This is a genomic window from Sphingomonas sp. GW821-FHT12D09 (assembly GCF_058807215.1).
The window spans coordinates 481,474-492,625 of sequence record NZ_JBXAQL010000002.1; the positions used below are offsets into that span (position 1 = coordinate 481,474).

10 protein-coding genes and 2 tRNA genes are annotated in these 11,152 nt (G+C 66.5%); 4 read left to right on the top strand and 8 right to left on the bottom strand.

What is annotated here, in order from left to right:
* Positions 1-12: 12 nt before the first annotated feature.
* Positions 13-1,476 (bottom strand): ABC transporter substrate-binding protein, encoded by a 1,464-nt coding sequence (locus AC1RPL_RS12395; protein ID WP_493069601.1) that lies wholly within the window; start codon positions 1,474-1,476, stop codon positions 13-15.
* A gap of 167 nt (positions 1,477-1,643) precedes the next feature.
* On the opposite strand from AC1RPL_RS12395, the gene AC1RPL_RS12400 reads away from it, so the two are divergent.
* Positions 1,644-1,877, top strand: coding sequence for a hypothetical protein (locus AC1RPL_RS12400; RefSeq protein ID WP_493069602.1), 234 nt, complete (start codon positions 1,644-1,646; stop codon positions 1,875-1,877).
* 39 nt (positions 1,878-1,916) lie between these two features.
* Here AC1RPL_RS12400 and AC1RPL_RS12405 read toward each other — a convergent pair.
* The 3 genes from AC1RPL_RS12405 to rpsA form a co-directional block, all read right to left on the bottom strand.
* A tRNA-Leu gene (locus tag AC1RPL_RS12405) sits at positions 1,917-2,003 on the bottom strand.
* Between the two features lie 52 nt (positions 2,004-2,055).
* Entirely contained in the window at positions 2,056-2,334 is a 279-nt protein-coding gene (locus AC1RPL_RS12410) for an integration host factor subunit beta (RefSeq protein ID WP_116838546.1), read from the bottom strand.
* A gap of 170 nt (positions 2,335-2,504) precedes the next feature.
* Entirely contained in the window at positions 2,505-4,217 is a 1,713-nt protein-coding gene (gene rpsA, locus AC1RPL_RS12415) for a 30S ribosomal protein S1 (protein WP_493069603.1), read from the bottom strand.
* Between the two features lie 304 nt (positions 4,218-4,521).
* Here rpsA and AC1RPL_RS12420 point away from each other — a divergent pair, with 304 nt between their 5' ends.
* Positions 4,522-4,794, top strand: a complete 273-nt coding sequence (locus AC1RPL_RS12420) for a hypothetical protein (RefSeq protein WP_493069604.1) — start codon at positions 4,522-4,524, stop codon at positions 4,792-4,794.
* A gap of 12 nt (positions 4,795-4,806) precedes the next feature.
* Here AC1RPL_RS12420 and AC1RPL_RS12425 read toward each other — a convergent pair whose 3' ends face one another.
* From AC1RPL_RS12425 to aroA, 4 genes are all read right to left on the bottom strand, one after another.
* Positions 4,807-7,176 carry an HAD family hydrolase gene (locus AC1RPL_RS12425; RefSeq protein WP_493069605.1) on the bottom strand — a complete coding sequence of 790 codons (2,370 nt, stop codon included), beginning with the start codon at positions 7,174-7,176 and terminating at the stop codon, positions 4,807-4,809.
* A 63-nt stretch (positions 7,177-7,239) separates the two neighbouring features.
* Positions 7,240-7,878, bottom strand: a complete 639-nt coding sequence (gene cmk / locus AC1RPL_RS12430; RefSeq protein WP_493069606.1) for a (d)CMP kinase — start codon at positions 7,876-7,878, stop codon at positions 7,240-7,242.
* A 59-nt stretch (positions 7,879-7,937) separates the two neighbouring features.
* Positions 7,938-8,921 (bottom strand): proline iminopeptidase-family hydrolase, encoded by a 984-nt coding sequence (locus tag AC1RPL_RS12435; protein ID WP_493069607.1) that lies wholly within the window; start codon positions 8,919-8,921, stop codon positions 7,938-7,940.
* Positions 8,918-10,243: a 3-phosphoshikimate 1-carboxyvinyltransferase gene (gene aroA, locus AC1RPL_RS12440; RefSeq protein WP_493069608.1), complete on the bottom strand. Its 1,326-nt coding sequence runs from the start codon at positions 10,241-10,243 to the stop codon at positions 8,918-8,920. The genes AC1RPL_RS12435 and aroA overlap by 4 nt, the downstream gene beginning before the upstream one ends.
* Positions 10,244-10,345: 102 nt before the next feature.
* Between aroA and AC1RPL_RS12445 the strand changes: the two genes are divergently transcribed.
* Both AC1RPL_RS12445 and AC1RPL_RS12450 read left to right on the top strand, forming a co-directional pair.
* On the top strand, positions 10,346-10,663 hold the full coding sequence (locus AC1RPL_RS12445; RefSeq protein ID WP_493069609.1) for a TIGR02300 family protein: 318 nt from the start codon (positions 10,346-10,348) through the stop codon (positions 10,661-10,663).
* A 97-nt stretch (positions 10,664-10,760) separates the two neighbouring features.
* Positions 10,761-10,836 (top strand) — tRNA-Ala (locus AC1RPL_RS12450).
* The last annotated feature ends 316 nt before the right edge of the window (positions 10,837-11,152 follow it).

Consider the following 11,152-nt stretch of genomic DNA (forward strand, 5'->3'; position numbering starts at 1 on the left):
TTTTCGCCACATTCACCTCGTCTCGTTGCGCAGGTGGTTCAACGGGTGCCACGCCCGTGCGTTCCCCTGCCAGGCCTGGAGCCTGAGCGCGACGATAGACCATCGGAAGGGCTGGGCGATAGGGATGTATGCGCCGTCGGCGGTGAGCGCGGCATCGGCCTCGGCGATGCGCTGGGCGCGGGCATCGAGATCGGGGGCATTGCGGCCAGCCTCGACCAGCGCCTGGGCTTCGGGCGAGCAGGGCTGGCAGGCAGTGGCGACGAACCAGCGAGCGCTGTCATAGGGAGCGACGGCGTCGATCAGGCGCAGCTCCGCCGCCGTGTCGATCCCGGTGCGCACCGGCGTGATGCCGATCGCGTAGAGCGCCTCGGCGATCCGGGCCCAGACGAGAGTCGCGCCAGGACCGGCGGGCAGGGCGACGCGCAGCGTGATGGGCCCGGGATGGGTGCGTTTCCACGCTGCCACCGCGGCGCGTGCATTCTGCCGGCGCTGGCCCAGGTTCAGCGGTGCCCAATTGGGCTGGGTCGGGGCGGCCGCCGAATCCAGCTGGGCAGGAAGCAGTGTCTCGCCCGGCGCCCAATCGGGATGGACCTGATGGGTGAGGGTGGGCCGGTCGATCGCCATGGCAATCGCCGCGCGGTTGGCCGCATCGCCCAGGAACCCGCTCCGCGAAGCCACTGCCAGCCCGAACAGGCCCGACGCGCCGTCGATCCGCACATTGGGCTGGGCGATGGCGGCGGCCTCTATCAGTGGCCAATCGGCGAAGCTGCCGCCCAGCACCAGGTCGGACTGGCCGTTGCGGAAGCGCGCGACCGCCACGCTGGCGCGTTCGCCGCGGAAGAGCAGGGTTTCCTGCGGGCGCGGCGCGGCGCCGTCCTCGCCCTCGCTGGCGTCGGGCACCGGACGCAGCAGGATGCCGCCAGAGCGGGCGGATGCGCGGAACGGGCCGCTGCCGTCGAGCTTGCCGAGGCGGAACACTGCCATTTCTGGCTGGGCGAACAGCTTGAGCAGGTCGGGCCGCGGCCGCTTCAGCCGCACTTCGATCACCTGCGGAGTCATTTCGACGATCTCGTCGATCACCGCCAGGAAGGGCGCCAGCGTGTTGCGCGAGCGCGGGGAGATCACTAGGCGCAGCGTGCGCACCACTTCTTCGGCGGTCACGGCTTCGCCATCGGGCCAGGTGGCATCGTCGCGCAGGCGGAAGATGAAGCTGCGGCCGTCGTCGATCACGATCCAGCGCTCGGCCAGTCCCGGCTCGATCTGGCCGCTGGCATCGAAACGGACCAACCCCTGTGCCGTCGCACCCAGCAGCGCGCGACGCGCCGGATCGAGCGGTCCGCCATCGGGATCGGCGAGCATGCTGCCCGCGCCGATCGCACTCACCACGACGGCGGTATCGTCCCGTCGCTGCCCCGCACCGCTGCCGCACGCGGCGAGCGCGAGCAAGGGGAACAGGCACAGAAGGTGAGGGCGCATCATGCAAATCCGGCAGGGTGACGCCGGTGTATGGAAGCATGCTCCGGCTGCCAACCCCCGTGGCTCCATCGCGGTGGGGCAACGTTCTGCCGTGCTGCGATGCAGCATGCGGAACTACACCATTGCTGGGTTGTTCCTCGCTCTGTCTCGAAAGGGAGTGTCTCGATATGCGTATCTTAAGTCGTGCGGCAGCTGCCGCAGCCCTGCTCTCGTTGGCCGCCGCGCCGGCGATCGCCGCGCCCGGTGCGCCGGCTTCCAAACTTTCGCTGCGTGCGGCGACGGCGTCCAAGCACAAGTCCGACATTGCCGGTGTGCCGATCATCGCGGTCATCGGCCTGGTGGCTATCGTCGCGGGCGCGGTGATCATCGCCACCGACGATGACAGCCCCGACAGTCCCTAGACTGATTTGCGCCTACTCCCCCGGGTGACCGGGGGAGGTTGGTGCGGACGGCGGGACTCGAACCCGCACGCCCCGAGGGGCAGAAGATTTTAAGTCTCCGGCGTCTACCGGTTCCGCCACGTCCGCATGATCCCCACGCAAGCGCATGGGGCTGCCAGCGTCAAGCGGCATGCATCGCTCAAACGTTGAGCTTGATGCGCATTTCCTTGCCAGGTTTGAAATAGGGGACGCGCTTCGCATCGACTTCCACCGTCTCGCCCGTGCGCGGGTTGCGGCCGGTACGCGCATCGCGTGCGCGGGTGGAGAAGGCACCGAAGCCGCGCAGTTCCACGCGGCCATCTTCCTGAAGGCGTCCGACAATCTCGTCGAAGAAGACCGACACGATCTTTTCGACTTCGCGGACCGAAAGGCCCGGATTGTCCTGCACCAGTAACTGAACCAGTTCCGAGCGGATCATCCGCACCCTCCCTTTGCGCGCGCGGACCGCGGCTTCCGCGCGTGCGCTGTTCCTGTGGTCATCTAGCCCGGTTGGGCAATCTTCATCAACCCGAAGATTGGTGATTAACCTATGATAATCGTGTCTAATCGAAACGGGGAGCGGTTTTTGCCGCTCCCCGTCCCAAGGTCTTAGTTCTTTTCGTTGCGGGCCTTGAGGGCCTCGCCGAGGATGTCGCCCAGCGACGCGCCCGAATCGGACGAGCCATACTGCGCGACCGCCTGCTTCTCTTCGGCGATCTGCATCGCCTTGACCGAGAAGGTGGGCTTCTTCGAGCGATCGAAGCCGGTGACCATCGCATCGAGCTTCTGGCCGACCTGGAAACGCTCCGGACGCTGCTCGTCGCGGTCGCGGCCGAGATCGGTGCGCTTGATGAAGCCGGTTGCGCCGTCGTCGCCGACCTGCACTTCGAGGCCCGCGTCGCGGACTTCGAGGATGGTGACGGTGACGACCTGGTTCTTGTTCAGGCGATCGGCCGAATCGGTCGAACCCGAAGCGGCGACGCCGCCACGCTCGAGCTGCTTCATGCCGAGCGAGATGCGCTCCTTGTCGGCCTCGACTGCGAGAACGATGGCCTTAACGGTCTCGCCCTTGCGGTGCAGGTTGAGCGCGTCCTCACCCGAGATGCCCCAGGCGATGTCGGACATGTGGACCATGCCGTCGACGTCGTTGTCCAGGCCGATGAACAGGCCGAACTCGGTGGCGTTCTTGACTTCGCCTTCGACTTCGGTGCCGACCGGATGGGCAGCCGCGAAGGCCTCCCACGGATTGCCCTGGGCCTGCTTGAGGCCAAGCGAGATGCGGCGCTTCTCGGCGTCCACCTCGAGCACCACGACCTCGACTTCCTGCGAGGTCGAGACGATCTTGCCCGGATGCACGTTCTTCTTGGTCCAGCTCATCTCCGAGACGTGGACCAGGCCTTCGATGCCCGGCTCCAGCTCGACGAACGCACCATATTCGGTGATGTTGGTCACGCGGCCCGACAGCTTCGCGCCGACCGGATACTTGGCGGCGGCGCCATCCCACGGATCGCTCTCGAGTTGCTTCATGCCGAGCGAGATGCGCTGCGTGTCGCGGTTGATGCGGATGATCTGCACCTTCACCGTGTCGCCGATGTTGAGCATCTCCGACGGGTGGTTGACGCGCTTGTAGCTGAGGTCGGTGACGTGCAGCAGGCCGTCGATGCCGCCCAGGTCAACGAACGCACCGTAATCGGTGATGTTCTTGACGACGCCGTCGATGATCTGGCCTTCGGCCAGGCTCTGGATGAGGCCCGAACGCTGCTCGGCGCGGGTCTCTTCGAGCACGGCGCGACGCGACACGACGATGTTGCCGCGCTTGCGGTCCATCTTGAGGATCTGGAAGGGCTGGGGGATGTCCATCAGCGGCGTGACGTCGCGCACCGGACGGATATCGACCTGCGAACCGGGGAGGAAGGCCACTGCGCCCGAAAGGTCGACGGTGAAGCCGCCCTTGACGCGGCCGAAGATGACGCCTTCGACGCGGGCCGACTTGGCGAATTCTGCCTCGAGATTGTCCCACGCGGCTTCGCGGCGGGCGCGGTCGCGGCTGAGCATCGCTTCGCCGTTCGCGTTCTCGACGCGGTCAACATAGACCTGCACTTCGTCGCCGACCTTGAGGTCAGCCTTCTGGCCCGGTGCTGCGAATTCGCGCAGGGGCACGCGGCCTTCCGACTTCAGGCCGACGTCGATGACGGCGAGGTCGTTCTCGATGCCGGTGACGGTGCCGATGACGACGCGGCCTTCAAAGCTTTCTGCGCCGCCGAGGGTCTGGTCGAGCAGTGCCGCGAAATCGTCGCGGCTCGGGTTTGCCGTAGTGGCCATGTGTTAGAGTTCCTACTTCAGTTTTGTCCGGCCAACCGGTTGGGTCCGGCGGTCTTTGGGCCAGATTTGCCGCGGCGGCCGATCGCCGGTCGCGGCGCCCAGCACACGAAAACAGGCGGAGGAATGCAGGACGCCGATTAAAGCGAAAAGGGCGCGTGAGAGTCACCTCTCCGCGCCTTCCTCCGCGAGCAACGCCCGCCGGACGCGCGCGCCTTAGCGGAAACAGCCCTTATCCGCAAGCATTGCGGAGACGCGCGCAGGATGCGACGTGCGGTCTTCAGGCCAAATTTGGCAAGGGACGGCAATGCATCACGAGAACGAGAATTTCGAAGGCGTCACGGTTACCCTGGACGGCAACAGCTTCACCAAATGCGTCTTCAACAACGTGACTTTCCACTATTCGGGCGGCCCGGTGGAAATGGAGGGATGCAGCATCCAACGCTTCTCGCTGCAGTTCGGCGGCAACCTCGCGCAGGGGCTGTTCACGCTCTACCAGCTGTTCGGCACCGAAGGCTCGCTGCAGCTGATCCGCGGCTTCACCGAGCCGCCCGAAGGCGAGATCCAGCTCCGCGTCTGACCTGCCTTGCCCTCAGGCCGCTTCGCGCAGCTGCGCAGTGGCCTGGCGGGCGACAACGGGGCGGAACACCAGCGAAAGCACCATCGGCTCGGTGCCTTCGGGCGGCGCGGCGATCAGCACGCCAGTGGGGCTGGCGCGGAACAGGCCGGGGCCCATCTGCTCCATTCCGTCCGCAGTGCCCTTGGCCGCGATGGTCGTCACGGTCTTGCCGTCCTTCATGTCTTCGAGCGAGACGAAGCCGAACTCCTCGACCTGGACCCATTCGCAGATCTGGCCGAGCTGCACTGCGACCACCGGCCGCTGCGCGCCCACCGGCACGCGAACATGGTAATAGCCCTCGGCGGTCGGCCAGGCAGTGAAGTCCATCACGCCTTGCTGCGCCGCGCCGGCCAGGATCACCGGCACCTTGATCCCGCCCACTTCGAAATCGGTGGAGCGCAGATCGAGCTTGAAGCGTGAGGCGGCGAAGTTGGCGATGCTCACCGGCAGGCCCTGCCCCTGGAGCTCGGCCGACATGAACTGTGGCAGCTGCTCGTTGTAGAAGGTGAGACCGCGGCGGCGCAGGCCATCGCGCCCGCGATCCTTGTCGATGAGCGCCTCGACGGTGCGGCTGCCCATGTTGAAATCATAGTTGAAGGCTTCGAAGACTCGCACTTCCTGCGCATTGGGCAGGAAGAAGAGGCGGGCGAAGGTGGCCGCGGCGCTGCGGCAGCGGCTGTCGAGATCGTCGGCGTGGGGCGCGCGCAGCTGTGCCGTGCCGGCATTTCGGGCGAAGTCGAGGCAGGCGGCCTGCACGGCGTCGCGAGTCGCGCTGTGCGCGCCCTTGCCGTCGGTCTCCTCGCGGATCGGCGCGCCTTCGGGCGTGAAGTCGATCGTTGAACCCTGCTCGACGTTGCAGAGCTGTTCGAGCACCACGATCGAGCGGGATAGCGCGTGGAGCGTGCGATAGTCGAAGTTGCGCACATCGATCATGCCGCGCTTGTCGTGGCCGGTCTGGCGCTTCTCGCGCAGGAAGATGTAGCGGCCGCCCACGCTGAGGTTCATCGCCTCGGCGAGGACCGGCGCGATCAGGTTCTGGACGGTGCCGTTATAGCCGATGTCGACCAGCATCACCGCGTCGCCCTGCCGCACCCCGGCGGCGTTCAGATGCGCGGCGATCTTCTTCAGGAATGCATTGCGGCGGGTGAAGATCTTCTTCTGGATGTCGCGGTCCTTGCGCACCCAGCGGCCAAGCGCGGTGCGGCGTTCCTCGGGATCGGCGATCTTCAGGACATGCGCGCATTCATGCTGGAACAGCATCAGCTGGCGCGCGATCGAATGCGCCGGCAGGCGATCGAGCCATTCCTCGATATAGGTGTTGAGCTGCTTCTCGTCCGAGATGCTGGCACGCAGCGCGACGAAGCGGCTGAGCTCCACCGTGGCGGCGCCCATCTCGGGATAGAGGGTGTCGAACACGCGCCAGGGCAGATAGCCGTCGCGCATCACGAAGAGTGGGCGGACCGGGCGGCCGGCGGCGGCGGAGGCCGCGTCCAGCTCGGCCTTGAGCCAGTGCGAGAAGGTGGTGAGGCCGGGGCCGAGGATATCGTGACCGAGCACATAGGCGGGCTCGTCCGAGCTGCGCAACGCGACCTGGGCGCGGTGCGGCTGGGCGATCGAGCGCGTGGTGCCCGCAGCCGGATCGAGCATCATCGCAGTGGTTGCTTCCATGCGCAGGCGCGCCGCGGCTTCTGCGTCGAACTGGAGCAGGTGGACGGCGTGGATACCGTGCTGATGCGCTGCCTCGTAATCGGCGGCTCGATTGTCGCCGACGTGGAGCAGCTTGTCGCCGGCTACGCCCAGCGCGTCGAGCACATGGGCGAACAGCCTGTCGCGCTTGCCCTCGCCATAGGCATTGGACACGAAGACCTGGTCGATCAGCGCGAGCACATCCTCGCCCGCGGCGCCGGCGATATGCGCGCGCAGCTGCGCCTCGGTGAGGTACATGTCGGAGACGATGATCAGCTTCAGGCCGCGCTTCTTGGCCTCGCGCATCAGCGCAACGGTAGGGGCGAAGGCAAAGGCGTGGCGGCCCTCGATCTCGAGCTCGCGAGCGATGGCGGCGTCGATTTCCTCGGGCACGGCCTCGCCGAGCATCTGGTCGTAGATTTCCCGAAGGCTCACTTCGGCCGCGCCATCGCGAATGCGGGCGCGCTTGCGGGCCTGGGTCTCGGCCCACATGCGCGGCTCGATGCCGCCGCCGGGCACGGGAATGTCGGCGAACACGTCGCTCGGCGCATGGGTGTTGCGCCAGATCAGCGTGTCGAAACAGTCGAGTGACAGGACTTCGATGCCCTCGGGCGCCTTGTTCAGCAGGCTTTCGATCTCGAAAGCGCGCACCGTCATCTGCATTGATATTCCCCCGGGGTTCCTCCGGGACAATACTGAGCAGCCATGGTTAGAAAGACGTTAACCAGAAATCGGGGGCGGGTTCATCTTGCCGTCGACGATCGCGATCGCGCGCTGCACCGCCGCGTCGATCGAGAGGAAGCTGGTGTCGAGCAGCGCCGCATCGGAGGCCTGGAGCATCGGTGCTTCGCTGCGCTTCGAGTCCCGATCGTCGCGTGCACGGATATCTGCGAGCACCTTGTCGAGGCTGGTGAGGATGCCGTGCTTGCGCAGCTCGAGGTGGCGGCGCTGGGCGCGGATCATCGGGGTCGCCTTGATGAACAGCTTCACGTCCGCGTCCGGCGCGATCACCGTGCCGATATCGCGGCCGTCGAGCACCGCGCCGCTCGGCTGGCGGGCGAATTTCTTCTGGCGATTGAGCAGGGCGGCGCGGACCAGCGGATGCGCGGAGACGACGGATGCCGCCTTGCCTACCTCATCGGTGCGCAGCCAGGTGTCGTTGAGGAGATAATCCTCGAAGCTGCAGGCCGAGACGGCATCGGCTTCCTTGGCGGGATCCAGCTCCTCGCGCAGCACGGTTGCGGCGACGGCGCGGTACAGCAGCCCGGTATCGAGATGCGGCAGCCCGTAATGCTGCGCAAGGGCGCGCGCGATGGTGCCTTTTCCAGAGGCTGCCGGTCCGTCGACTGCGATGATCATATGCCTGAGCGTTCGCGGCACGCGGGCGCGCCGTCAAGCGATTCGGGCACAAATCCGCATCAAAGGGCGTCGTGGCGCGCCATCCAGTCGCGAAGCAGCGCCAGATAGGCCTCGGGCTGGTCGGAAAGGATCGAATGGGCCGACCCCATCACCTCCCTGAAGGTCGCGCCGGGAACCCGGGCGGCGAACCCCGATACGGTTTTCGGGCGGGCTTCGTCATATTCGCCGCAGACGAAGAGCGTTTTTGGGCCGTCCAGCTTCTCAAGCAGCCCTTCGCCGTCATAATCGCGCAAGGTGCCGGTCGAGACGAACTCGGCCTTGCCCCACATTCGATTGTACAGCGTGTCGCCTGCGTTGCGCGGCGCACGGGCGCGGTACGCGGCGAACTCGTCCGTGCGCTCCGAGCGGATCACATGGCGGCGATAGAAGTCCCACGTCGCAGCCTCGCAGGTCTCGGCCGGGGGCGGCGCGGCGGTGTCGCACTTTTCCAGCGTGGTGCGTACTTCTCCAGGCATTTGCGAACGGAGCAGGTTCGCATCGGCTATCCAGCTCTTCGTCGAAACCAGAGGGGACTGGACGATCAGGCTCGCTGTGTCGGGCCGGTGCCGCGCGCCATATTCGATCGCCAGCGTGCCGCCCCAACTGCCCCCGCCGACATGCCAGCGGGTGATGCCGAGCGCGTCACGGATCCGGTCGATCTCGTCGACGAAGCGGGAGACCTTCCAGTTCTTCGGATCCAGCGGAGCATCGGAGCGGCCGCTGTCTAGCTGGTCCCACAGGATCACTGCGCGCTCGCCGGCAAGGGCGGTAAGCGGGAGAAGGCCGGAATGGTCGCCGCCCGGGCCGCCATGCGCATAGATCAGCGGCGGGCGCGGGCCCTTGAGGTCGCCATTCACCCGCACATAGACGCTGCCGCCCTCGACCGGGACCATCAGCTCACGGTCGGGCCTGAACAGGATCTCGTCCCGCATCCGCGCCCAGGCGGGCAGGGCAATGGCGCCGGCAGCGATGCCGCCCAGGAAAGCGCGGCGGCCGAGCATCATGCGGTCAAGCTGTCCAATACGTCGAAAAAGGCGGGGTAGCTGGTCTGCACCGGCGCGACATCGTCGATCGCGATGGGCGCGGCGGCGGCGAGGCCGGCGACGGTCATGCTCATCGCGATTCGGTGGTCGAGCATCGAGACGGCATTGCCGCCGCCTGGAATCGGCGCGCCGCCGGTGCCGGTGATCGCCAGGCCGTCCTCGAATTCCTCAGTGATGACGCCATTGGCTTCCAGCGCCGCGCGCATCGTCGCGATCCGGTCCGATTCCTTGACGCGCAGCTCATGCGCGCCGCGGGCCAGGGTGCGGCCTTCCGCCACCGACGCGGCGACGAACAGGATCGGATACTCGTCGATCATGCTGGGGGCGAGTTCGGGCGGCACATCGATCGCCTTCAGCGGCGCGTGCCGCACGCGCAAGTCCGCGACCGGCTCGCCGCCGACTTCGCGCGAATCGACTTCGTCGATCGACGCGCCCATCATCCGCAGCGCCTGGATCAGCCCGGTGCGGGTGGGGTTCATGCAGACATTGGCGATGGTGATGTCGGAGCCCGGCACGATCGATGCCGCGACCATCCAGAAGCCTGCGGAGGAGGGGTCGCCTGGCACGATGATGTGCTGGGGCTTCAGCTCCGCCTCGCCGCGGATCGAGATTATCTTGCCCTCTGGACTGTCCTCGACGGTCAGCTCGGCGCCGAAGCCGCGCAGCATCCGTTCGCTATGGTCGCGCGTTGGCACCGGCTCGATCACCCGGGTGATGCCCGGCGTGTTGAGCCCGGCGAGCAGCACCGCCGACTTCACCTGCGCCGAGGCGACGGGGAGCGTATAGGTGATCGGGACGGCGGGATTGATGCCCCTGAGCATCAGCGGCAGGCGGCCGCCGGGGCTCGCGGTGATCTCGGCGCCCATCTGGCTGAGCGGCTCGATCGCGCGGCCCATCGGGCGGCTGGAGAGCGAGGCATCGCCGGTGAAGGTCACGGTGATCGGATGGCTGGCGACGAGGCCCATCAACAGACGGGTTGAAGTCCCCGAATTGCCCATGTCGAGCGCGGTTTCGGGCTGGAGCAGCCCGCCCACGCCGACACCACTTACTTTCCAGACGCCGTCCTCGCCACGCGTGATCGTCGCACCCATCGCCCGCATCGCCGCGGCGGTTGCCAGCACATCCTCACCTTCGAGCAGCCCCTCGATTCGGCTTTCGCCGACGGCAAGGGCCGAGAACATCAGCGAGCGATGGCTGATCGACTTGTCGCCGGGAACGGTGACATTGCCCTTCAAGGGGCCACGGGAAGCGATGCTGAGCGGGCGGGGAGTGGAACCGGACATGATACGCGGCTTTGACAGCGCCCTTGCGGCATGGCAAGGCGCGCCCCACTTTCCGGGACAACATCCCGAAATCCAAGATTTTGAAAGGCGAAGAGGCAACACATGGTGAAGCCGGAATGGGGCACCAAGCGCGCGTGCCCGAAGTGCGGAACGCGCTTCTATGATCTGACCAAGGACGAACCGGTCACGTGCATCAGCTGCAGCTACAGCTGGGAGCCGGAACCGATCCTGAAGTCCAAGCAGCCGCTGCCGTTCGAGGCAGTGAAGACCGAGAAGCCCGTGGTGGAGGATTCCGACCTGGGTGACGAGGATCTGGACATCGGCGCCGACGACGAAGAGCCGTCGCCGGACGATGACGTCGATCTGGGCGGCGACGACGACCTGGGCGTCGAGACCGGCGGCGACGAGGACGATCAGTAAGTTCGGGCAGTAATTTCGGGGAAATTGGCGAGGACCTCAAAAAGGTCCTTGCCAGACCCTCAGGGCCCATCTAGAGGGCCCGTCTTCCCGGGGGTTTGGGGCCGTAGCTCAGCTGGGAGAGCGCTGCAATGGCATTGCAGAGGTCAGGGGTTCGATCCCCCTCGGCTCCACCATTCCCCTGAAAGAAGCTCGCAGAAATGCGGGCTTTTTTCGTTTTGGCACTTCCAGTGCAAATTACCGGGACGCAGCCCTTTGCTGCCTCCGCCAACTCTATCGCGCAGCCAGACGTTCCATGGGAAACAGCAGCGTGAAGCGCGTGCTCGGCCCCCCGTTCGAGCAGCACCGATCCGCCGATCGCCTCGGTTCGCCGCGCCTGGTTGCCAAGCCCGGCCCGCGACCGCCCGGTGTTCTTGGTCATGCCCTTCGGCGCCCATGTAACCTATGACGGGACCATCGCCGTCAACGGTGGGCTCGCGCCCAGCGGGGTGC

Coding starts and splice junctions, on each gene's coding strand:
- cmk (WP_493069606.1), bottom strand. CDS start 7,878: ATGATCATCGCAGTCGACGGACCGGCAGCCTCTGGAAAAGGCACCATC.
- AC1RPL_RS12435 (WP_493069607.1), bottom strand. CDS start 8,921: ATGATGCTCGGCCGCCGCGCTTTCCTGGGCGGCATCGCTGCCGGCGCC.
- AC1RPL_RS12445 (WP_493069609.1), top strand. CDS start 10,346: ATGGTGAAGCCGGAATGGGGCACCAAGCGCGCGTGCCCGAAGTGCGGA.
- AC1RPL_RS12395 (WP_493069601.1), bottom strand. CDS start 1,476: ATGCGCCCTCACCTTCTGTGCCTGTTCCCCTTGCTCGCGCTCGCCGCG.
- aroA (WP_493069608.1), bottom strand. CDS start 10,243: ATGTCCGGTTCCACTCCCCGCCCGCTCAGCATCGCTTCCCGTGGCCCC.
- AC1RPL_RS12425 (WP_493069605.1), bottom strand. CDS start 7,176: ATGACGGTGCGCGCTTTCGAGATCGAAAGCCTGCTGAACAAGGCGCCC.
- rpsA (WP_493069603.1), bottom strand. CDS start 4,217: ATGGCCACTACGGCAAACCCGAGCCGCGACGATTTCGCGGCACTGCTC.
- AC1RPL_RS12410 (WP_116838546.1), bottom strand. CDS start 2,334: ATGATCCGCTCGGAACTGGTTCAGTTACTGGTGCAGGACAATCCGGGC.
- AC1RPL_RS12400 (WP_493069602.1), top strand. CDS start 1,644: ATGCGTATCTTAAGTCGTGCGGCAGCTGCCGCAGCCCTGCTCTCGTTG.
- AC1RPL_RS12420 (WP_493069604.1), top strand. CDS start 4,522: ATGCATCACGAGAACGAGAATTTCGAAGGCGTCACGGTTACCCTGGAC.